This window comes from Paenarthrobacter sp. 10L412 (genome assembly GCF_056395565.1).
In genome coordinates this window covers 24,468-45,228 of sequence record NZ_JBFTJT010000008.1, presented here as the reverse complement: position 1 = coordinate 45,228, position 20,761 = coordinate 24,468, and the positions used below count along the sequence as shown (strand labels likewise).

Sequence of the window (20,761 nt, the reverse complement as noted above, 5' to 3'; positions counted from 1 at the left end):
CGACGGCGGCCGGCACCCTTCGTGCGAAAGGTACCGGCCGCCGTCGTGCTCTGAGTGTTAGTTCTTGTGAGCGGGGGACGTCATAGTGGTGACGTCGAGGGCCTTGTCGAGCTCTGCCTCGGTGACCTTGCCTTCGCCCTCACCGACGAAGCCAAGCTTCTCGGTGGCCTGGCGGATGGTCAGGCCCTCCTTGACGGCAATCTTTGCGATCTTGGCGGCGTTCTCGTAGCCGATGAACTTGTTCAGCGGGGTCACGATCGACGGGGAAGCCTCGGCCAGGAAGCGGGCGCGCTCAACGTTGGCGGTGATGCCATCGATCATCTTGTCCGCCATCACGCGGCTGGTGTTGGCCAGCAGGCGGATGGACTCCAAAAGGTTGGCGGCCATGACGGGGATGCCGACGTTCAATTCGAAGGCGCCGTTGGTCCCGGACCAGGCAATCGCGGTGTCATTGCCGATGACCTGCGCGCACACCATGATGGAGGCTTCGCAGATAACGGGGTTGACCTTGCCCGGCATGATCGAGGAGCCCGGCTGCAGGTCCGGGATGGCAATCTCGCCGAGGCCCGTGTTGGGGCCGGAACCCATCCAGCGGAGGTCGTTGTTGATCTTCATGAAGGAGATCGCGATGTTGCGCAGCTGGCTGGAGCCCTCGATGAGGCCGTCGCGGTTTGCCTGTGCTTCGAAGTGGTCGCGGGCCTCGGTCAGCGGCAGGCCGGTGTCGGCTGCGAGCAGTTCGATGACGCGCTCCGGGAAGCCGGCGGGAGTGTTGATACCGGTGCCAACAGCGGTGCCACCAAGGGGGACCTCCGCGACGCGGGGGAGGGCTGCGTTGATGCGCTCGATGCCGTAACGGACCTGGGCGGCGTAGCCACCGAACTCCTGGCCGAGCATGACCGGCGTGGCATCCATGAGGTGCGTGCGGCCGGACTTGACGACGTCCTTGAACTCCTCGGCCTTGCGGTCCAGGGATGCTGCCAGGTATTCCAGGGCCGGGATCAGGTCATTGATCAGGGCAGAGGTGGCGGCAACGTGGACGGACGTCGGGAACACATCGTTGGAGGACTGCGAAGCGTTCACGTGGTCGTTGGGGTGGACCACCTTGTCGCTGCCCGCAGCTGCGAGGGCACGCGAAGCGAGCTCTGCGATGACCTCGTTGGTGTTCATGTTGGAGGAAGTGCCCGAGCCGGTCTGGAAGACGTCAATCGGGAAGTCGCCGTCGTACTTGCCGGTGGCTACCTCATCGGCAGCTGCGGCGATGGCCTCGGCGAGCTCACCATCGAGCACCCCCAGTTCGGCGTTCGCCAGTGCAGCGGCCTTCTTGACGCGTGCAAGGGCTTCGATGTGAGTGCGCTCAAGCGTCTTGCCGGAGATGGGGAAGTTCTCCACAGCACGCTGCGTCTGGGCGCGGTACAGGGCGTTCACGGGGACGCGAACTTCGCCCATCGTGTCATGTTCAATACGGAACTCAGTGGTGGAAGTCATGGGGCTAGCTTAGGGCGATTGGGTCCCGCATCGAAAACCCGGAAGGGAGTGCTACGTGCTCCGGCGCGGAGGCCGGAGCACGGGCCACTAAAGCTTGCCGATCCCGGAAACGAGGGCCGCACGGCCTTCATCGAGCTTGTAGGACAAGCCCACTACAGCCACGCGGCCGTCGTCGATGGCGTCCGAAATCACACGTGAGCTGTCGGCCAGCCTTGCTGAGGTTTGCTTGACGTGCTCCACCACCATGTCGTTGACGTCTTCCTGTTCATTGCGCAGGGAAGTCAGTACGGACGGGGTGATGCGTTCCACGAGGTCGCGGATGAACCCCACGGGCATCTCGCCGGTTTCCACGGCGGCCTTGGTAGCCTTCACGGCTCCGCAGCTGTCATGGCCAAGGATGACGATGAGTGGAACACGGAGCTCGGCAATGCTGTATTCAAGGGAACCGAGGACGGCGTCGTCGATCACCTGTCCGGCGGTGCGCACCACGAAGGCGTCGCCCAAGCCGAGATCGAAGATAATCTCGGCTGCGAGGCGGGAGTCGGAGCAGCCAAAGATGACGGCGAAGGGGTTCTGGTTCTCGATGAGTGATGAGCGCCGGGACGCGTCCTGGTTGGGGTGCAGGGATTCGCCGGCAACAAAACGTTCGTTGCCCTCTTGGAGGCGGCGCCAGGCAAGGGCGGGAGTCAGATAAGTAGGCACCTGATTACTTTACGGCCCGGAGGTGGCGGCCCGTAAAACTGTTGCGCTGCGTGTGCTTATGAGGACGGCGCTGCAGATGCGGAAGCTGCAGCGGCCTGGTCCGCAGACTTAACCACGGCGGCGGCGAGTGTGGCGAACTCTTCAAGGTTCGCCGTGCCGCTCAGGATGATGGTGGTTCCACGGTAGTCGAGCACCATGCTGCGCTTGTCCTTGCCGGAATCGTGGAGCTCCCAATCCTGGCCACCGGCGTTACGGGTGCCGGTGAGGGGCAGGTTACCTGTCTGCTGCAGAACCCACGTGGGATTCGCCTTGGTGGTCTGGGTGAGGCCGATGAAGGCCTCCTTGGGAGTCAGGTAACCAACTTCCCACGTGGGCACGCCGGTTCCCGAGCCGGATTCCCAGCGGGCGTAGTTCGGCTTGAATGTGTCGCCGGTTTCCGGCGTGACAGGTGTGAATCCCGCCACATCGGCAGCGTTGCGGGCTATTGAAGCAACGTCAACGGCGGGCCGAAAGCCCTCACCCTTCGGGGCAGGGTTCATCAACACAATAGGAAGGAATGCGAGGACACACAGCACCAGGGCAATGATCATGCCAATGACGGAGGCGTTGGCCCGCTTGGCGGCTTTTGCCGGAATGACGGGTTTATAAGGGGCATCCATGGCGTCCGGGGCGCTGTTGGGGGTTGCCTCTGCGGCCTTGGGCTGGTTGCCGGCAGCGGGCTTGTCCTGCGTTTCACTCACACCTCCATAGTCCCTCATCCCGGCTGCGAACACACAACCGGGAACCTCACCGCAGGAATTGCCGGCCGTGGTCATCCAGCGACTCCAAAGGCATGCGGCGACTATGATCGTTCATAGAGGGACCCCAGGTTGCCTCGTGCAACCGTGTCCGGTCCCGTGAATCGTCACTCGAAGAAGAGGTTCAAGTGTCTCCTGCACCAATGACCCAGCAGTATTCCACGATTTCGCCGTCGCTCGCCGTCGGCCTCGACGAACCCGACCGCAACCTTGCGCTTGAACTCGTCCGCGTCACCGAAGCCGCGGCAATTGCCGGTGGCCACTGGGTAGGTTTCGGCGACAAGAACAAGGCAGACGGCGCCGCCGTCGACGCCATGCGTTCGTTCCTTCACACCGTCCACTTCAATGGCGTTGTGGTCATCGGTGAAGGCGAAAAAGACGAAGCCCCCATGCTGTTCAACGGCGAGCAGGTTGGTGACGGCACCGGTCCCGAGTGCGACGTCGCCGTGGACCCCATCGACGGAACCCGCCTGACCGCCCTCGGCATCAACAACGCGCTTGCCGTCCTGGCAGTGGCCGAACGCGGCTCCATGTTCGATCCCTCCGCGGTTTTCTACATGGAAAAGCTGGTCACAGGCCCTGAAGCTGCCGACATGGTTGACCTGCGCCTGCCCGTGAAGCAGAACCTGCACCTGATCGCCAAGGCCAAGGGTGTCAAGGTCAACCAGCTCAATGTCATGATCCTGGACCGTGACCGGCACCGCCCGCTCGTGGAAGAAATCCGCGAAGCCGGTGCACGCACCAAGTTCATCATGGACGGCGACGTCGCAGGTGCCATCGCCGCAGCCCGATCCGGAACCGGCGTGGACGCACTGATGGGTATCGGCGGAACCCCCGAAGGCATCGTTGCCGCCTGCGCCATCAAGTCCCTCGGCGGTGTTATCCAAGGCCGCCTGTGGCCTACGTCGGACGACGAGAAGCAGAAAGCCATCGACGCCGGACACGACCTCGACCGCGTGCTCTCCACCAACGACCTCGTCACCTCGGACAACTGCTACTTCGCAGCCACCGGCATCACCGACGGCGACCTCCTCCACGGCGTTCGCTACCAGAAGGACCGCGTACTGACACAGTCCATCGTGATGCGTTCCAAGTCCGGCACAGTTCGCTTCGTGGATGCTGAGCACCACGCATCCAAGTGGGAGACGTACGCGCGCAAGCCGTAACCCCGTAGCTAACAGAAGGACGGCGAGCATCGCTCGGCGGCTATCTCCTCGTACCTCGTCGATTTGATGCCGCTTTCGCGATACTCGCCGTCCTTCTTTGTGCGCTACGGGCTCCGCTGGCGCGCGATTTTTTTGGGGGGAGGAGTGGTGACACCTGAGCTCGATTTCGCTGCGCAAATGGAGTGGGGACGCGCGGATTTGGGTGTCGGGGGTCTTTGTGAGTCACCCGGGATGATGCGTGTCGTCAGGCGGGGCACGAGGTGCGCTTCCGCGTTAGGTTCGACGGCGGCGCTCGGGCGAGTGCCGCCGTCGTGCTTTCCGGGGTGGTCGGCCGCTGTGGGTGTGCCGTCGCGACTTACTTTGACGCTGTACGTGGTCCGACACGCAGTGATCCGCGGCGTGTTTGAGGGAGTGGGGGGTCAAAGGTGGTCAGGACGCTACATGGGCCAAAGGTTTGCGCGCGGCCTAGCGGAGCTTGTCGCGGAGTTTTCTGGCCAGTTGGTAGGCGCCGTAGCGGAGTTTGTTCACCGGGAGGTCCCATGTGCCGGGGTAGGCTACTTCGCGGCCTCCGAAGGACTTCTTGAAGGACGTGAAGCCTGCCCATTTGTGGTCCGGCTGGTCTTCAGGGGCCACGCCCCAGAGGTCCACGTGCTTCAGGCCTTTTTCCTTGGCATCTGCCATGAGGTTGACCAGGAGCGGAATACCGGCGCTGAGCTTGCGGTGGGTATCGTCCAGTGCGGCATGGGCATAAGTGCGGGTGTCCGAGGAATCGTAGGTGAACGCGGCAGCGATCGGCTCACCCTCGAGTTCGGCTATGAACAGCGTTCCTGCGCCGGACGGCAGCAAACATTCAGCCACCTGGGTGAGGTACTCATCGCTTTGTGGCTTGAAGCCGTTGCGTGCTGCCGTCAGGTGGAGGAAATGCAGGAGAATTTTGATGTCCGCAGGATCCTGGGATGCCCGGAACGTCACGCCCTTCTTGTGGATGTTGCGGTAGAGGTTCCGGTTGGTCGGCTTCATTCCGGCAAGGACGTCCTTGAAATCGCCCTCAAGGTCCACGATCCAGCTCAACTCCGGCTGGAGGTTGACGGGCGCCGGCTGCAGGCCGCGGGAACGGAGGAGCGCACCGGCCTCTGACGCAGTAAAGCCCGCTGACACAGGTTCCATGCGGACGAAGACAGCACGTTCCTTCTTCGCCAATTCCACCAAGGCCGCCGTCGCGGCGTCGAAGGCGTCCACTGACTTTGCCACGGGCCCATAGGGGGCGTAGATGACTTTGCCCGCCGGGTTCTTTTCCTCTATCGCGAGGAAGCTCCATCCGGGACCTGACTGCTCATGGACCCGGCGGCCGAGCGAGCGCTGGACGTCAGCCCAAGCAGGCGTCTGCAGAAAGAAGTCCACGCTCACTTATCCAGTCCTGTTGTCACGGCGAAGGCAATACTCGTATCGGTGGCGCCTTGCACGGGATGAACATTCACCGGGTTCTCCACCTCAGGAATGAACGCGGCACCGCCCCGCTGCAGCGGGAGGTCGCTCTTGGGCGAGTCGAGCACCACGGAACCGGCAACAACCACGACGACGGCGGGACCGGACTGCGCCAGCGGCACCGGTTCGGCACCCGGGCCGAGTTCGATCCGCTGGAGTTGGAACTCCTTGAAGGGCGGGCGGTACAGTTCCTGGCCAAACTCCGTTCCGCTGGCCTCAACACGGGGCACGCCCATCGATTCGAAGCGGATGGTCTTGATCAATTCCGGGACGTCCACATGCTTGGGGGTGAGTCCGCCGCGCAGCACATTGTCCGAGGAAGCCATGACTTCCACGCCCAGGCCGTGAAGGTAGGCGTGGACGTTTCCGGCCGGCAGGTACACGGCTTCCCCCGGCTGCAGGGAAAGATGGTTGAGGAGCAGGGAAATGAGCACACCAGGATCGCCGGGGAAAGCCTCATTGATCCCCAGCATTGCGGCCAGCGCCTCTTCGTGGGGCTCTTGGGGGGCACCTGCACGCAGGACGGCTTCTACCTCGAGAATGGCATCCGAGACGTCGCTCCCGCCCTCGATCAGGCGGGTGAAGGCAGCTTTCAGGGCTTCGGATTCGTTGGGAATGCCGAGGTCGGAAATCACACCGCTGATGATTGCGGGGACCTCCACCGCGGCGGAATCCAACACTGAGGCAAGGTGCTCAAAAACACTCTGGGCTGCTGCAGGGGAGCGGAACCCACACAATGCCCGGAACGGTGTGAGCGCAAAAATCATCTCCGGCTTGTGGTTATCGTCCCGGTAGTTGCGTTCGGAGGAATCAGCGGGGATCCCGGCGGCATTCTCGCGGGCGAAGCCTTCGCGCGCTTGCTCCAAGCTAGGGTGCACCTGCAAAGAAAGTGGCTGCTCTGCGGCCAGGATCTTGGTGAGGAAGGGAAGCCGGGGCCCGAACTCGGCAAGGCTGTCAGGTCCCAAAAAGTGGGTAGGATCCGAGGCGATCAGGGCGTCGAGGGGTTGTGTGACCCCATTCGGGTGAATGGCTGTGGATGGGGAATCAGGGTGGGCGCCGATCCACATTTCTGCCTCCGGACCACCTGACGCCGGTCGCCCCAGCAAGCCGGCAATCGCCGTCGTCGAACCCCACGCGTAGGGTCGCAAAACATTCTCAATCTGATACACGAAGGAAAGTCCTTATCGTCGCGCTGAACGTGAGGTGGTGATGCTGCTGGTGCTACAGCGGGGCGCATTGCCCATTGGTTGCCACGAGATCCCGGATGCCTTGCTCGTCGCCCTGGGCCTTGAGGCCGTTGAGCAGTTCTTCCGTGATGGGCGTACCATCCGGCGTGGTGGTCACCGGCGTGAAATCCGAGGACGACGGCGAGGGCTGCTGGCCCGCGGGAATCCCGGCCGGGAAGCTGCCCTGGACCGGGCCCGCTGCCAAGACATGAGAGCCCGCATTGCCGTTGTTGGACACCATGGAGTCATTGGCCTTGGGGCTGTTCTGGGAGGTCAACAGTTCCTGGACCTTGGAGTGAATCAGATCGAAGTCCGGCACCGTGGAGAACGAGGCATCGAAATCGGGAGGACCAATAGTGAGGCGCTTGACCGGTTGGCTCTTGGACTTCAAGGCCAGGTCCACGAAGCTTCCGAGCTGCGCGGAGGAGATGTTGGATTCCACCACCTTGGTGCCTGCGTTGGCGATGTCCTCGAACTTGGTCAGCAGCGTGCCGGGGTCCAGTTGCTTGAGCATGGCCTGCTGTACGCATTGCTGGCGTGCAATACGGGCGTAGTCGTCCACAAATTCACGGGAACGGCCATACCAAAGGGCGTGGAAGCCATCCAAGTGCTGGTCGCCAGCGGGAATCCAGCCATCGGGCATGCCGTGGATCCCGTTGGCCTCGTCAGTGACGGGTCCACTGATGGGTACCCAGCCGCCAGCCTTGATGCGGATGCCGCCCATGGCATCGATAAGCTTGGCGAACCCGTCCATATCCACCAGCACATACGCCTGCACAGTGATACCCAAGGTTCCGGATACAGCCTCAAGGGTGGCCTGCGCACCAGGATCGGCAACCCCTGGGTACAGGTCCTTGTGGTTGTTGGTGACCTCGGTGTTAACGGCGTTGATGAGGCATTCATCGCCGCAGTTATAGCCATCGGGGTAGATCTTCCGCATAGGCGAGCCCTCGCTGAACTGTGCGTTCTGCAGGTTCCTGGGCACGGAAATGATGGCACTTTCACCGGTTTTGGCGTCGACGCTGATGACCGAAAGGCTGTCCGGACGCCTGCCCGTCCGGTCATCACCGGCGTCGCCTCCCATCATCAGGAAGTTGTAGCGACCATCCACGGGATCGATGGCAGGGCCGGCGTTGAAGATGCTGCCGATCGCGTTGCGGCTGACGTTCAAAACGTACGCAAGGTAGCCCAATGACCCGCTGGCCAGCACTGTTGTCATGGCAAGGACGACGGCAATGATAGGCCGCATCCCGGGTGCCAGCAGGTTGGGCCGGATGATCCGCAGGGTGTTCAGGAACAGGTAGGCCCAGCCCAAAGCCAGGGCAACGAGGACAACGATGATGAAGAGCGATCCCACCGGATGGGTGACGATGCTGAGCAGCATGCTCCGGTTCACCAACGCAATCAAGAGCGTCAGCAAAGCCAGCGCCCACACACTGAGGGTGATGCGCAGGGCGAGACGGCCCAGCTTGCGGTCACCTGCCACGATCTGGGCGCTGCCGGGGATGAAGAGCGTGAGGAGGACCAGCACGAAGGCGCGTTTGGTCCGCACCGGGGCGCTGGCCCCGGATGGATAGCGGACTGGATCAGTCAGGGCGGTGCCGGACTGATTCTGGTTCTTGTGCATGGTGGTCATCCGCTGCCTTTCTAGCGGCTGCTCCGGGCGGAAGCATTGGCAGGGGAAAAGACCTCTTCCACCTTGTGGCGCAGGTTCTCGCCTTTCTTGGTGGCGACGTCGTTCAACTCCTGGGCGAATTTGAGCAAGTCTTCGCGAAGGCGGTTGGCGAGCTCGTCTGTGCCGGAGGCGAGCATCCGTACAGCCAGGAGTCCTGCGTTGCGGGCCCCTGCGATGGAGACAGTGGCAACCGGAACTCCGGCAGGCATTTGAACGATGGACAACAGCGAGTCCATGCCGTCCAGTGTCTTCAACGGAACGGGGACGCCGATTACGGGCAGGGGAGTGACCGAAGCCAACATTCCAGGAAGGTGTGCCGCGCCTCCTGCTCCGGCGATGATGACGCGCAGGCCGCGCTCGTGAGCAGTCTGGCCATAGCGGATCATCTCGGTGGGCATGCGGTGTGCCGAGACGACGTCTGCCTCAAAAGGGATGCCGAACTCGGCCAAGGCGTCCGCAGCGGCTTCCATGACGGGCCAGTCGGAGTCCGAGCCCATGACGAGACCTACGAGCGGGGCTGTCGATGTTGATGTCATTCGGTCTCCTCGGGGGTGGTCTGTGCGGGCATTCGGCCGTCACGGATGATGTTGGCTACTGCCGTGGCGCGTTGGCGGACAGAATCTACCTCTGAGGTAGAGGTGCCAGCCAGGTTCACATGCCCAATCTTTCGGCCGGGCCGCACGGACTTGCCGTAGCAGTGCACCTTCGCTGCCGGTTCATAAGCCAAGGCCATGGGGAAGGCTTCGAAGAGATTCTGGTTGTCCCCACCCAGGAAATTCTTCATGACAAATACCGGGGCCACAGCATCCGTGGCGCCCAACGGCAGGTCAAGGACCGCACGCAGATGCTGTTCGAACTGGCTGGTGATGGACCCATCCTGGGTCCAATGCCCTGTGTTGTGAGGGCGCATTGCGAGTTCGTTGATGAGGAACCCAGCACCAACCCCAGGGGTTTCAAAGAGCTCGGCGGCCATGACGCCCGTAACGCCGAGTTCGTTGGCGATGCGTAGTGCGGCCCCCTCGGCAGCAGCAGCAACCTCGAGTGGAATGTTCTGGGCGGGGGCGATAACTTCGTCGCACACGCCGTCAACCTGAATGGTGTGAACTACGGGCCATGCCCGCGATTCGCCACTGGGCGTGCGGGCCACAAGGGCCGAGAGTTCGCGGCTGAAATCCACCTTTGCTTCTGCAAGCAGGGGACTCATGGCCTGGAACCAGTCGGCAGTACCAGCGGCATCATCGGCGGAGTCAACGATGCGGACGCCCTTGCCGTCGTAGCCGCCACGCGGCGTCTTCAGCACTACGGGCCAGCCGATCTTGTCGCCGAACGCCACCAACTCTTCTACTGAGCCAACGGCGGCCCACTCCGGGTTGGGCAGTCCGAGGCGATCGATGGCCGCGCGCATCACGAGCTTGTCCTGCGCATTCACCAGGGCATCGGGTCCGGGCTGCACATTCACGCCGGCGTCGATCAAGGCACGCAGATGTTCCGTGGGAACGTGTTCGTGATCGAAGGTCAGGACGTCGACGCCCTTGGAGAACTCAAGGAGAGCGTCCAGGTCTTTGTAGTCGCCAATGGGGGCGTTGGCCACAGCGGGGACAGCCGAAACGTCCTCGCCCTCAGCCAAAACGCGTAGTTCGAAGCCTAAAGCGGTAGCAGGCGGGGCCATCATGCGTGCGAGCTGGCCGCCGCCAACAACACCAATTACTGGAAAAGTCACAAGGTTCAGCCTACCGAACCAGCGGCCGGAACACTGATTCAGCCGCTATTCAACCGCCATATCGTCACCATTTGGACACGGTTTAGTGGTTGGTTCAGTCCTGCTTTGGCAGTGGCGCAGGCCCCGGTATCGGCGTTCTCACAGGGGACTCAAAGGGAACGGTTGGAAATGGGCGCTAAAATGGATGTGGCCCATCGGCCCACTTTTCAACGGCCATGGAGGGTCATGATCACCACACTTGCAGATCGCATCCGCGGACTTGCCTCGCTTTTTTGGCGCGAGGTAGCAAAGTTCGGCGCCGTAGGCGGTGTTGCTTTTGTCATTGACTCGGCAGTTTACATCTGGCTGTTTTCGGGCCCGATGCACGGAAGCGAAGTCTGGGCGAAGGCCATTGCGACGATCGTTGCAAGCGTGTTCTCCTGGGTGGCCAACCGCTTCTGGACCTTCCGCCACCGCAAACAGGCGAACGTGGTCCGTGAAGCCGTCCTGTTTGCCGTCATGAACTTCGTCGGGCTTCTGATTGCCTCCGGTTGTGTGTGGTTCGCCAAGTACGTGCTGGACTTGAATGACAAGCCGTCGCTGTTTATCGCAGGAAGCGTCGTAGGACTGGTCCTGGGCACCATTTTCCGGTTCTTCGCATACCGCTTTTGGGTTTTCAACGAAGAGTTGGATGCCGAGCCGGCTTACTCCCACGACCACGAGATCCTGGAGCTCCATCACAAGGAGAAGTCAGCTGCGGACGCGGGCCAAGGCGCACCGCCGACCGGCGAAGTGCCCTCCATCAAGAACTGATCTCAGGATCGGCTGACGCGCTCATTCTCAAGCAGGTGCCCGGTCACTTCCAGATCGGGATGCACCAGCACCACTGAGCCATCTTCTTTCCACGCGCCCAACGACGCTGCCAGGCCCGGCTCCAAACCATCGGCCGCCCGAACCAATAGCCGGACGCCGGGTTCCTGGGGTGCAGCGAATCCGTCCAGAAGGCTGTCATGGGTGTGGCCCGCGCTGCCGCGGACGGCCGGAAGGTCGGCTTCCGGTTCGTTGTGCGCCATGAAGACGTCACCGTGGGACCGGACTTCCGCAGCATAATCCACGACGCCCGGCGGCAAGTCGCCGGGCCAGCGCATCGCAAGTGCCGCGAGCGGCACGGCGACGACCGCCTCAAAGCCGGCCCCGGCGCCGTCGTCGGGAGTATCAGTTACCAGCAGGTCCGCCGCGGTGCCATCGAAGACCACCTCCATGCCCAACTGCCAGGCGGCGAGTGCCCACACAAAAGATTTCCAGTGCGCCGGGAGGTCCAGCCGGATAGCTTTGCCCGGCTCGGCGTCCAGTTCGTCCTGCAGCAGGTTGCTGGTTTTGGCCACCCAGTTGTCCAAGACCCGCCCGGAGAGCTCCACCCGCTCGGAATCAGGGCCGTACCACGTCAGTCTCGGGGACGTGGAATGGCCGGATCGCAGGGTGGTCATCAGGTTCGCTGCCGGGATGCTCATGGATCAATCCTGCCACGGTGGGGGCGTCGGCCCGCAGGAGAATGTGAAATGCAACACACCTCCGTTAAGTCCAGTCGATGGACATCCGGGGGTGGTCTTGGGAATTCCGCGGAATGTCAGGAGTTGTTCATGCAAAGTGATGCTGGGCTTCCGTTTTAGCCCTGGCCAGCCGCGCCACGGCGGAAAACGTTGGGCGTGGCGCATCCCACGTTTCTACAGATTCTTGATTATTATCCCGGCGCGGCTTGACTGGTGGGTAGTTACACGCGTGTAATTAGTAATCAACGCCGCTGCACAGATTCCCGGAACAACGCCGGGAATCGGAAATACATCCGAGCAGCAGCTGCAAAATCAGGAGGGACGCCATGGGGCAAGCGTTGCGTATCCAGGAAGATGCAGTCGTCGCAGAACATGCGTCGGTGAAATACCGTTCGCGGGAAGTACCAGGGGACTGGTACGTGGACCCAGCGGATCCGGAAGCGGCAGACCGATACAACCAGAACGTGCAGCAGTCGTTGGAGGATCAAGCAACTGCCCTCCTCGCTGCGCACGAAGCGTTGATCGGAGACCTGCCTGCCGGGCCGGACGAAGACGTGGACGACCCTCCCATGGAGTTGCGTCGTCCTCAGGAAATCCCAGGACAGCCGGTGTGGATCGGACTGCCGAGCCAAGGTGACTTCGATGACGAGGGCGAACTCGGTTGGCAGACTGACGCCTTGTGCGCCCAGACAGATCCGGAAGCATTCTTTCCGGAAAAGGGTGGATCAACGAGGGATGCAAAGAAGGTCTGTGGAGCGTGCAACGTCCGTTCGCAGTGCCTTGAGTACGCCCTCGCAAACGACGAACGATTCGGCATCTGGGGCGGGCTCTCCGAGCGCGAACGTCGCCGGCTAAGGAAGCGGGCAGTCTAATTCTTAAGGAAGTACACGTTACCGCCGTCGTGGTTGCCCACGACGGCGGGAACTATCTCCCCAGGACCTTGGCGGCACTGTCGGACCAAACGCGTTCGGCAGATGCCGCCATTGGCATTGATACAGGATCCACGGACAACTCCCTCGACTTGCTCCGTGAGGCCTTGGGGCAACCAAACGTCACCAAATTCGTCCAGCCAAAGTCTGGCTTCGGCGCCGCTGTCCAGGCGGGCCTGGACGAGCTTGCTCCCAAAGATGCTGCCAAAAACGAGGACGTTGCCAAAAACGCTGAAGCTCCCGGTCCCGTCGAATGGATCTGGCTCCTTCATGACGACGCCGCTCCAGCACCGGATGCCTTGGCCGAGCTTCTCCACGCCGTGGAACGAACCACTTCGGTAACTGTTGCCGGCTGCAAGCAGCTTGGGTGGGACAACGATCGCCACGTGGTGGACGTCGGCTTGTCCACCAGCCGCTGGGCTGAACGCCTCACGCTGATCGACGCCGACGAAGTGGACCAAGGCCAATACGACGCCCGCACTGACACCTTTGCCGTGAACTCTGCGGGCATGCTGATCCGCAGGGACGTCTGGGAACAGTTGCAGGGCTTTGACCCTGCCTTGCCGGGCAGCGGCGACGACGTCGATTTCTGCTGGCGCAACTGGCTGGCCGGTAACCGCGTGGTGGTGGTGCCAAGCGCGCGCATGTTCCATGTGGAACACCGTCCGCACGGTCTTGGGACGTCTTCGGCGGCGCGCAAGGCACAAATTCACATGCGCCTCAAGCACACGCCGTGGTGGAACCTGCCATTCCAGGCAGTGGGGGCGCTCTTGGGCGCACTCGTCCGTCTGGTGCTGAGTGTTTTGGTCAAGGAACCGGGCTACGGATTCTCCCAGTTCACGGCCACCATCGCCGGCTTGGTGCGGCCCCTCGCTGTTGCCAGGGGCCGCCGGATTGCGGCGAGGACCCGCCGCGTGCACCGTTCGGTGGTCCGGGGCCTCCAAACGTCGTCGCGTGAAGTCCGTGCCAACAGGCGTTCCCTGCTGGAGGCCATCCGCCCCAGCGAGGAAACTACTGTGGCCTCGGATCTTCTCGCCCCCGAACCCAGCGGCGATGCCTCTGACGATTTCGCAGCGCTGGCCACCAACGAACGCGGATGGGTTGGCACCGGCGCAGTTGCTGCTGCCCTCATCGCGTTCGCCGCTTCTTTCGTTGGGCTCTTCGGCCTCCTTCGCACAGGAACTGTGGCCGGAGGGGGGCTCCTCCCGTTATCCGAGTCACCCTCCGATATCTGGGCCAATGCCTCCACGTGGTGGATTTCCCTCGGTGCGGGACTGCCCGGGCACGGTGATCCCTTCGCTTACGTGTTGTGGCTTCTTTCCTTGTTTGGCGGTGGCGATGGCAACGCGGCAACTGTGTGGTTGCTGATCCTGGCCATGCCACTGTCTGCGATCGGTGCCTGGTTCGCCGCCGGGGCCTTGACCACCCGGCGCCGGTTCCGGTTTGTTGCGGCTCTGGCTTGGTCCGGGGCACCTGCACTGCTGGTAGCCATTAACCAAGGCAGGCCGGGAGCCTTGGTGGCCCACGTCCTGATGCCGTTGCTCATGCTGGCGCTGATACGCGCGTCGGGCTCGGCGATGGGCGGGGCCCATGCCGTACGGGCACCTTTCACGCGTCGCCCGGCGCCCGTGCTCGGTAAACCGGGCATTAACGGCACGCCGTCCTGGACCGCCGCGGCGGCTGCCGGCTTGGCTATGGCTGCAATCACTGCATCGGCTCCTTCGCTCTTGGGGCCAATGACGGTGGTCATCGTCCTGGTAGCCGTGGTGCTCGGACCGCGGGGAAAGACACTGTGGTGGTCGCTTTTGCCCACCGCCGCGCTGTTCATTCCCTACGGCATTTCGGTTCTTGACCGCCCCCGCTCCTTGCTTGCCGATCCGGGCCTGCCGCTCAGTTTCGACGCTGCACCACTGTGGCAGCAGTTCCTGGGCCAGCCCCTGGCCTTCGACATCGACGGCGGCCTCACAGGTCTTGGGACGTTCGGGCCAGGCGCTGTGCCTTGGGCTCTGGTGCTTGCCCTGCTGGTCAGCGTCCCTGTACTTCTCTTGGCCGTAGCGGCGCTGTTCCTTCCCGGCAAGCGCACCGTCCTGGCCCGCGTCTTCTGGTTGGCCGCGCTGGCTACCTTGGCCAGCAGTTGGCTGATGGGCCATGTGGCAACCGGTGTCAACAACAACGTGATTGTTGGTCCTTTCACCGGTCCGGCGGTTTCAGCAGCCGGAATCCTGCTGCTCAGTGCGGCGTTGCTCGGTGCCGATAAGATCTTTGCAGTTCCCACCAGGACGCCTGACGCGGCCCGCTGGAAGTCGCCCTTGCGGCGCGTGGCTTCAGCTGTGGCCCTTGCCCTCCTGCTGGGTGGACCCTTGGCCGGAATTGCGGCATGGGCAGGACAAAACGTCCTGCAGCCCCTGTCCGAGGCCCCTGTCGCTACCGATACCGCTGACGCCCCTGCGTCAGAGGCAGGTAAGAAGCCATCCTTGGGCTCTGCCCGCCAGGTGCGGCCCGTGGACAACGGCACCTTGCCGGCAACCGCCGTCGACCGTGGTGAGGGACCCGAACGTACGCGAACGTTGGTCATCACCAGCGGCGAGCAGGGCGCCTTTACGTCCTCCCTGATGCGTGGTGCCGGGACTACGCTGGACAGCTTGTCCACCATCGCCTCGGCCAGGACCATTATTGGGGCACCCGGTCGTGAAGAGATTGCTACCGACGACGCCGCTACCGCGTCCCTCCGCAGGGCAGTGGCCACCATTGTGGCGAGCACAGGGGTGGACCCCCGCAATGATCTGGAACAGCTCGGTGCCGGTTTTGTGGTGCTCAAGGCCGCTGATGATGCAGCCCAGCTGACCGCCAGCAGGATCGACGCCGTTCCAGGCCTCGTTGCTGTTGGACAAACCGACGCCGGGTGGTTGTGGCGCGTAACCCCACGGAATTCCGCTGCCGCCACCGCCGCAGACACCGCCCATAGGGTTCGCATTCTCAACGCCCAAGGTGAGGCCATCGGCTCTCTGCCCTCGGCAGAGGTGTCCGTAGACACAGCTGTGCCCGCGGGTGACGAGGGCCGTCGGGTGGTCCTGGCTGAACGGTCCGATCCCGGCTGGAGTGCTTGGATGGATGGGCGCCAGCTGAAGTCGACCACCTCCGGATGGGCCCAGGCTTTCGAACTTCCGGCCAATGGAGGCAACCTGGAAATCCGGTACACCAATCCTTGGGGTCTTTGGTTTGGGATCCTGCAAGCCGTGGTGTTCGGTCTGACCGTGCTGCTGGCTGTTCCGATGCCCGCCCGCCGCTCGCGAACCGGCATGTCGAGGGACGAAGTCTCCCTCCGTAAGGAGTACAGCAGTGTCTGAGGACCCAAAGAAGCAGGTGGACGATCACGGGACGCGCGGTTCCACAAAAGACGCCCGCACTTCCGCCAAGGGCGCGCGCAGTTCCAACAGGGGCATCATCACAGGGGTCTTGTCTGCAGCGGTGATCCTTGCCGCGGGAGGCGGAGCAGTTGCCGCCACCTCCATGGTTCCAGGGCCCTCTGGCGGTTCTGCAGTGGACATCCGGCAAGCCGATGTTCCGGCGGGCCGCTCCCTGGGCGTCTGCCCGGAACCAGCGCGCCTTGTCACGGGAACCGATGTGGACACGGATGCTGAGTTCAGCCCGGTTTCCACCACTGCAACCAGTGCGCTCAACGCGGTGGTCCTGAGCAACCCCGCAGGTACCATTCCGGGCAGTAAAGTGACGTCGCTGGCAGGCGACGCAGTCGCTGAAATTGCAAAGACCCCCACGAGCACCCCATCGCCCACTTCCGGTCCACCGGTTTTGGCGGCAGCGGCTGCGACTATCAGCCCCGTGACCGCTCCTACCGTGGTGGGTGCTGACCCGATCGGAAACGAACAGGCCTCCTTGGCCGCGAATCTGAGCTATTCAGCCAAGGACGGCGACCTCCGTGGCCTTGCGGCGGCTCCGTGCCAGCAACCCGGAAATGATGCTTGGCTGTTGGGCGGGGATACCGCGCTTGGCCGGACCGCGGTCTTGAACCTCAGCAATGCCTCGGAAACGCCCGCTACGGTCAACCTGGACCTCTTCGGCGCTCAGGGACAGATCCAGGCGCCTGGTGCACGGGGTCTCCTGGTGGCTCCGGGGACAACACGTTCGGTTAATCTTGCCGGCCTTGCCCCCGGCGAATCGCAACTGGCAGTGCACGTACGCAGCTCGGGCGGACCCGTTGCAGGGACCATCCAGCAGAGCGTGCTGCGCGGACTGGTGCCGGGCGGGGTGGAGTTCCTGTCCCCAGGTTCCGGGCCGTCCAACCTGCAGGTGATGGCCGGCGTCGACATCCAGGATGCAGCGGCGATCAAGGCGCTGGGCAGTAAATCCGGCTTTACCGATGCCGTTCCCGCGCTTCAAATAGCCGTACCTGGGTCCACGGACGCCGTGGTTCAAGTCCGGCTGTACGGAGCCAACGGTGAGCGCCAGCTCCCCAATGGGGGAGTAGTGACCGTCAAGGGCGGCACGGTAGCTACGTTGGACCTCGACGGCGTTGCGGCCGGCAGCTACACCGTGAGCGCGAGTTCTGATGTTGCGTTCGTGGCTTCAACCCGGATTGCGCGGGGAGCCAAAGCGGAGGAGCCAACGGATTTCGCTTGGTCGCCGTCCTCGGCCCGCCTAGGCAGCCAGCATGTGGTGGCAGTGCCCCGTGACGGGCAGAGTTTCTTCAGCTTCGGTGTTCCTGAGGGACGTGCAACTGTTAGCTACGCACCGGTGACAGCCGATGGGAAGGTGGGCAAGTCCGTGGACGTGGACATGTCCGGTGGCACAACATCGCTGATCGAGCTTCCAGCAAAATCCGGACAGGCAGTGGTTGCAGGGTACGTGGTTTCAGCATCAGGGGACCCTGTGTATGGGGCACTTATCCTGGGCAGGCAGGACCGCGCCGACGTCTCAGTGCTGGGCATCCAGGATGCTGCCGCGGGGCTCGAAAAAGTTCCTGTGACAGTGGGCTACTAGGCGCCAGGGCTACTAGGCGTTACCGGCGCTACTGGTAACGACGCCGGTACACGGGATCCAGCGTCTCCGGGGGTACACCGAGCATTTCCGCGGTGTACTCCACCACGACGTCGTGGACGAGGTCCTGGAGCTCTTCCCGTGTTCCGGCAGTCTGTTCCACCACACGGCGGTACACAGCGATCATGGGTGCTTCGCCGCGGCTGCCCGGAGTGTAGGACCCCATGGGGGCTGCCGTACCTTCGGCGACCAATTGCTCCAGGTTCGGCGGGATTTCGTCGACGGCGAAGAGCACGCCATCCAACTGCTTGCCCCACATATCCTGGAGGCGTTCAGCTGAGTCCAGCACCATGTCGTCGAAACGCTCGGCACGGGTCCGGAAGCCGGGAAGACTGGGGAGCATGAGTTCCCCACGCAGTCCTCTGCCGTGACGGTTTCTCCGGCGCCGCCGGAAACCACGGACATCCGCGCCGGTGTGTTCCTTTGCCTGATCGCCTTCGGCGTCAGTCCACCGGATTGTGAAGCCAGGAACATGTGGCTGTGACTGCATATATCGACTTTAGTCCCGAGGAACCGCCAACGCGACATCATGGCGAACAGCGCGCCGTGACCAGCGCAGACCGCAGCTTCCGGGCGGGCACGGCCAGCCAATGCGCAGAGTATGGGCCAAAGGGCGCTAATCTGGGATGTTGTGGGTGCTATTCGTCAGTGTTCAAGGTCCGCCTGCCGCCAATCCGCGGTGGCTACTTTGACGTACGTGTATGCAGAGTCTACGGCGGTCCTCGGACCGCTGGCCACGTACGCCGAACCGCATGCGTACGATCTTTGCGCCCAGCATGCAGAATCCCTCACGGTTCCGCGGGGCTGGGAAGTCCTGCGCCTGGCTATGCCAACAACACCTCCGGAGCCTGGCCCGGATGACTTGCTGGCACTTGCCAACGCGGTGCGGGAAGCCGCTTCAGCGGCAACGGACACGCCACCCCGTACCAGTCGGCCGCATGTGGAGCCGCCAGCCATGGTTGAAGGTACGCGCCGTGGCCACTTGCGGATTCTGCGGGAACCGTCCTAGGTCCGTCCTGGCTCTACGAGTGCGGCCACCCCGGGACTCAAATCGTCGTCGGCTCCTTGGTGGATGGTCCTGCGCTGTAGGCTGGAATCTGCAGATAAATCCGCCAGCGGCGCCACACCCGCGCCATCCAGGGAGCATCATTCATGCCAAAGGTCAGTCCTGAACTGTTGTCCATCCTGCGCTGCCCCGTGACGGGCTCACCGCTGGTCCAGGAGGGCGAGGAGCTTGTTTCAACGGCTGCCGCCGAGAACGGTGAAAAGGTCCGTTACGCGATCGAGGACGGCATTCCCTTGCTTCTGCCCCCGGAACTGCTTGCTGCCTCCTACGCCGCAAGCTCCGGCCAGCACCACGCCAAAGCCTGAGTACTTCCAGACAGCAATCCCGCACGGTACGCCTAAACATCTATAAGGACTTCCATGACTTTCGACTACAAAGTGGCTGACATTTCCCTTGCCGAGGCAGGCCGCCACCAGATCCGTCTCGCTGAGCACGAAATGCCGGGCCTGATGTCCCTTCGTGCTGAGTTCGGCCCCTCGCAGCCGCTCAAGGGCGCCCGCATCGCCGGTTCGCTGCACATGACAGTCCAGACAGCCGTCCTGATTGAAACCCTCACCGCCCTGGGCGCCGAAGTTCGTTGGGCCTCGTGCAACATTTTCTCCACCCAGGACGAAGCCGCTGCCGCCGTCGTCGTCGGTAAAGGTACGCCGGAAGATCCGCAAGGCGTTCCCGTCTTCGCCTGGAAGGGCGAGACCCTCGAGGAATACTGGTGGACCGCAGAGCAGATCCTCACCTGGCCCGGAGCGGACGAAAATCCGGAGCTGGGTCCCAACATGATTCTGGATGACGGCGGCGACGCCACCCTGCTCCTTCACAAGGGCGTCGATTTCGAGGCTGCAGGTGCCGTTCCCGCGGCCACCGAGGATGATCCTGAAGAGTACGTCCTCATCCTGGACCTCCTTCGCCGGACCTTGGCCGCGGACCCGCAGAAGTGGACACGCGTGGCCGCCCGGATCCAGGGCGTCACTGAAGAAACCACCACGGGCGTGCACCGGCTCTACCAGCTCGCGGAACAGGGCAAGCTGCTGTTCCCGGCCATCAACGTCAACGATTCCGTGACCAAGAGCAAGTTCGACAACAAATACGGCATCCGCCACTCGCTGCCGGACGGCATCAACCGTGCGACGGACGTCCTCATGGGCGGCAAGGTTGCCGTGGTTTGTGGCTATGGTGACGTCGGAAAGGGGGCGGCAGAAGCACTGCGCGGCCAGGGTTCGCGCGTTGTGGTTACCGAGATCGACCCCATTTGTGCCCTGCAGGCCGCCATGGACGGCTACCAAGTGGCCAAGCTGGAATCTGTCCTTGCCCAGGGTGACATCTTCATCACCACCACCGGCAACAAGGACGTCATCATGGCCGAGCACATGCTGGGCATGAAGAACAAAGCGATCGTGGGCAACATCGGCCACTTCGATAACGAGATCGACATCGCCGGGCTTGCCAAGATTCCCGGCGTCAAGAAGGTGGAGATCAAACCGCAGGTTCACGAGTGGGTCTTCGATGCCGGCTCCGACTCCGAGCGGTCAATCATCGTTCTGTCTGAAGGCAGGCTCCTGAACCTGGGCAACGCAACGGGCCACCCGTCCTTCGTGATGAGCAACTCGTTCACAAACCAGACGATCGCGCAGATTGAACTCTGGACCAAGAAGGACCAGCCGGCCGGGGAACGCGAATACCAGAAGCAGGTTTACGTCCTGCCTAAGATCCTGGACGAAAAGGTGGCACGCCTGCACCTGGATGCGCTTGGCGTGGAATTGACGGAACTGAGCAAGGATCAGGCCGACTACCTGGACCTGGATGTTGCAGGCCCCTACAAGCCGGAGCACTACCGCTACTAAGCCAAGTTCAGTCTGCGGTGCCAGTAACCTCAAAGCGATAGCCGCAAGCCCGCGGTGAAGGGCCGGACACGTGACCTGCGTGGCCGGC

Annotated in this window: 18 protein-coding genes; 8 read left to right on the top strand and 10 right to left on the bottom strand. The window is 62.9% G+C overall.

The annotated features are described in order from the left end of the window. Positions 1 to 57: 57 nt before the first annotated feature. The 3 genes from AC1DD7_RS12580 to AC1DD7_RS12570 all read right to left on the bottom strand — a co-directional run bounded on the left by AC1DD7_RS12580 (position 58) and on the right by AC1DD7_RS12570 (position 2,927). Positions 58 to 1,485 (bottom strand): class II fumarate hydratase, encoded by a 1,428-nt coding sequence (locus AC1DD7_RS12580; protein WP_442002671.1) that lies wholly within the window; start codon positions 1,483 to 1,485, stop codon positions 58 to 60. Positions 1,486 to 1,572: 87 nt separating this feature from the next. Continuing rightward, entirely contained in the window at positions 1,573 to 2,187 is a 615-nt protein-coding gene (locus AC1DD7_RS12575; RefSeq protein WP_477515215.1) for a carbonic anhydrase, read from the bottom strand. A 56-nt stretch (positions 2,188 to 2,243) separates the two neighbouring features. After that, positions 2,244 to 2,927: a DUF4245 domain-containing protein gene (locus AC1DD7_RS12570; RefSeq protein ID WP_477515214.1), complete on the bottom strand. Its 684-nt coding sequence runs from the start codon at positions 2,925 to 2,927 to the stop codon at positions 2,244 to 2,246. Between the two features lie 200 nt (positions 2,928 to 3,127). Between AC1DD7_RS12570 and glpX the strand changes: the two genes are divergently transcribed. Beyond that, positions 3,128 to 4,150 (top strand): class II fructose-bisphosphatase, encoded by a 1,023-nt coding sequence (gene glpX, locus AC1DD7_RS12565; RefSeq protein ID WP_477515365.1) that lies wholly within the window; start codon positions 3,128 to 3,130, stop codon positions 4,148 to 4,150. A 465-nt stretch (positions 4,151 to 4,615) separates the two neighbouring features. Here glpX and AC1DD7_RS12560 read toward each other — a convergent pair whose 3' ends face one another. From AC1DD7_RS12560 to AC1DD7_RS12540, 5 genes are read right to left on the bottom strand one after another with little or no spacing between them, the layout of a single operon-like run. Next, positions 4,616 to 5,551 carry a lipid II:glycine glycyltransferase FemX gene (locus AC1DD7_RS12560; RefSeq protein WP_477515364.1) on the bottom strand — a complete coding sequence of 312 codons (936 nt, stop codon included), beginning with the start codon at positions 5,549 to 5,551 and terminating at the stop codon, positions 4,616 to 4,618. 2 nt (positions 5,552 to 5,553) lie between these two features. After that, positions 5,554 to 6,804, bottom strand: a complete 1,251-nt coding sequence (manA, locus tag AC1DD7_RS12555) for a mannose-6-phosphate isomerase, class I (protein WP_477515213.1) — start codon at positions 6,802 to 6,804, stop codon at positions 5,554 to 5,556. 52 nt (positions 6,805 to 6,856) lie between these two features. Then, complete coding sequence (locus tag AC1DD7_RS12550) at positions 6,857 to 8,497, bottom strand: LCP family protein (RefSeq protein WP_477515212.1); 1,641 nt, start codon at positions 8,495 to 8,497, stop codon at positions 6,857 to 6,859. Positions 8,498 to 8,508: 11 nt separating this feature from the next. Then, entirely contained in the window at positions 8,509 to 9,072 is a 564-nt protein-coding gene (gene purE / locus AC1DD7_RS12545; RefSeq protein WP_431119080.1) for a 5-(carboxyamino)imidazole ribonucleotide mutase, read from the bottom strand. After that, positions 9,069 to 10,256: a 5-(carboxyamino)imidazole ribonucleotide synthase gene (locus tag AC1DD7_RS12540; RefSeq protein ID WP_477515211.1), complete on the bottom strand. Its 1,188-nt coding sequence runs from the start codon at positions 10,254 to 10,256 to the stop codon at positions 9,069 to 9,071. The genes purE and AC1DD7_RS12540 overlap by 4 nt, the downstream gene beginning before the upstream one ends. A gap of 225 nt (positions 10,257 to 10,481) precedes the next feature. Here AC1DD7_RS12540 and AC1DD7_RS12535 point away from each other — a divergent pair, with 225 nt between their 5' ends. Next, complete coding sequence (locus AC1DD7_RS12535) at positions 10,482 to 11,048, top strand: GtrA family protein (protein ID WP_477515210.1); 567 nt, start codon at positions 10,482 to 10,484, stop codon at positions 11,046 to 11,048. A 2-nt stretch (positions 11,049 to 11,050) separates the two neighbouring features. On the opposite strand, the gene AC1DD7_RS12530 is transcribed toward AC1DD7_RS12535, so the two are convergent. Further along, positions 11,051 to 11,746: a TIGR03089 family protein gene (locus tag AC1DD7_RS12530; RefSeq protein ID WP_477515209.1), complete on the bottom strand. Its 696-nt coding sequence runs from the start codon at positions 11,744 to 11,746 to the stop codon at positions 11,051 to 11,053. Between the two features lie 365 nt (positions 11,747 to 12,111). Here AC1DD7_RS12530 and AC1DD7_RS12525 point away from each other — a divergent pair, with 365 nt between their 5' ends. From AC1DD7_RS12525 to AC1DD7_RS12515, 3 genes are read left to right on the top strand one after another with little or no spacing between them, the layout of a single operon-like run. Then, complete coding sequence (locus AC1DD7_RS12525; protein ID WP_431119087.1) at positions 12,112 to 12,657, top strand: WhiB family transcriptional regulator; 546 nt, start codon at positions 12,112 to 12,114, stop codon at positions 12,655 to 12,657. A 29-nt stretch (positions 12,658 to 12,686) separates the two neighbouring features. After that, positions 12,687 to 16,061: a glycosyltransferase family 2 protein gene (locus AC1DD7_RS12520; RefSeq protein WP_477515208.1), complete on the top strand. Its 3,375-nt coding sequence runs from the start codon at positions 12,687 to 12,689 to the stop codon at positions 16,059 to 16,061. Continuing rightward, positions 16,054 to 17,712 (top strand): DUF5719 family protein, encoded by a 1,659-nt coding sequence (locus AC1DD7_RS12515; RefSeq protein WP_477515207.1) that lies wholly within the window; start codon positions 16,054 to 16,056, stop codon positions 17,710 to 17,712. Before AC1DD7_RS12520 ends, AC1DD7_RS12515 begins: the two co-directional genes overlap by 8 nt. A 28-nt stretch (positions 17,713 to 17,740) precedes the next feature. Here AC1DD7_RS12515 and AC1DD7_RS12510 read toward each other — a convergent pair whose 3' ends face one another. Further along, positions 17,741 to 18,259 (bottom strand): metallopeptidase family protein, encoded by a 519-nt coding sequence (locus AC1DD7_RS12510; protein ID WP_431119093.1) that lies wholly within the window; start codon positions 18,257 to 18,259, stop codon positions 17,741 to 17,743. A gap of 111 nt (positions 18,260 to 18,370) precedes the next feature. Here AC1DD7_RS12510 and AC1DD7_RS12505 point away from each other — a divergent pair, with 111 nt between their 5' ends. The 3 genes from AC1DD7_RS12505 to ahcY all read left to right on the top strand — a co-directional run bounded on the left by AC1DD7_RS12505 (position 18,371) and on the right by ahcY (position 20,673). After that, positions 18,371 to 18,778, top strand: a complete 408-nt coding sequence (locus tag AC1DD7_RS12505) for a DUF3499 domain-containing protein (RefSeq protein WP_442002683.1) — start codon at positions 18,371 to 18,373, stop codon at positions 18,776 to 18,778. Positions 18,779 to 18,921: 143 nt separating this feature from the next. Next, entirely contained in the window at positions 18,922 to 19,140 is a 219-nt protein-coding gene (locus AC1DD7_RS12500) for a Trm112 family protein (protein ID WP_477515206.1), read from the top strand. Between the two features lie 54 nt (positions 19,141 to 19,194). Continuing rightward, entirely contained in the window at positions 19,195 to 20,673 is a 1,479-nt protein-coding gene (gene ahcY, locus AC1DD7_RS12495; protein ID WP_477515205.1) for an adenosylhomocysteinase, read from the top strand. Positions 20,674 to 20,761: the final 88 nt, after the last annotated feature.

Excerpts from the sequence above, each read along its gene's own strand:
- AC1DD7_RS12535 (WP_477515210.1), top strand. The coding sequence starts at position 10,482 with ATGATCACCACACTTGCAGATCGCATCCGCGGACTTGCCTCGCTTTTT.
- AC1DD7_RS12510 (WP_431119093.1), bottom strand. The coding sequence starts at position 18,259 with ATGCAGTCACAGCCACATGTTCCTGGCTTCACAATCCGGTGGACTGAC.
- glpX (WP_477515365.1), top strand. The coding sequence starts at position 3,128 with ATGACCCAGCAGTATTCCACGATTTCGCCGTCGCTCGCCGTCGGCCTC.
- AC1DD7_RS12500 (WP_477515206.1), top strand. The coding sequence starts at position 18,922 with ATGCCAAAGGTCAGTCCTGAACTGTTGTCCATCCTGCGCTGCCCCGTG.
- AC1DD7_RS12505 (WP_442002683.1), top strand. The coding sequence starts at position 18,371 with ATGGGCCAAAGGGCGCTAATCTGGGATGTTGTGGGTGCTATTCGTCAG.
- AC1DD7_RS12525 (WP_431119087.1), top strand. The coding sequence starts at position 12,112 with ATGGGGCAAGCGTTGCGTATCCAGGAAGATGCAGTCGTCGCAGAACAT.
- AC1DD7_RS12580 (WP_442002671.1), bottom strand. The coding sequence starts at position 1,485 with ATGACTTCCACCACTGAGTTCCGTATTGAACATGACACGATGGGCGAA.
- ahcY (WP_477515205.1), top strand. The coding sequence starts at position 19,195 with ATGACTTTCGACTACAAAGTGGCTGACATTTCCCTTGCCGAGGCAGGC.
- purE (WP_431119080.1), bottom strand. The coding sequence starts at position 9,072 with ATGACATCAACATCGACAGCCCCGCTCGTAGGTCTCGTCATGGGCTCG.
- AC1DD7_RS12550 (WP_477515212.1), bottom strand. The coding sequence starts at position 8,497 with ATGACCACCATGCACAAGAACCAGAATCAGTCCGGCACCGCCCTGACT.
- AC1DD7_RS12530 (WP_477515209.1), bottom strand. The coding sequence starts at position 11,746 with ATGAGCATCCCGGCAGCGAACCTGATGACCACCCTGCGATCCGGCCAT.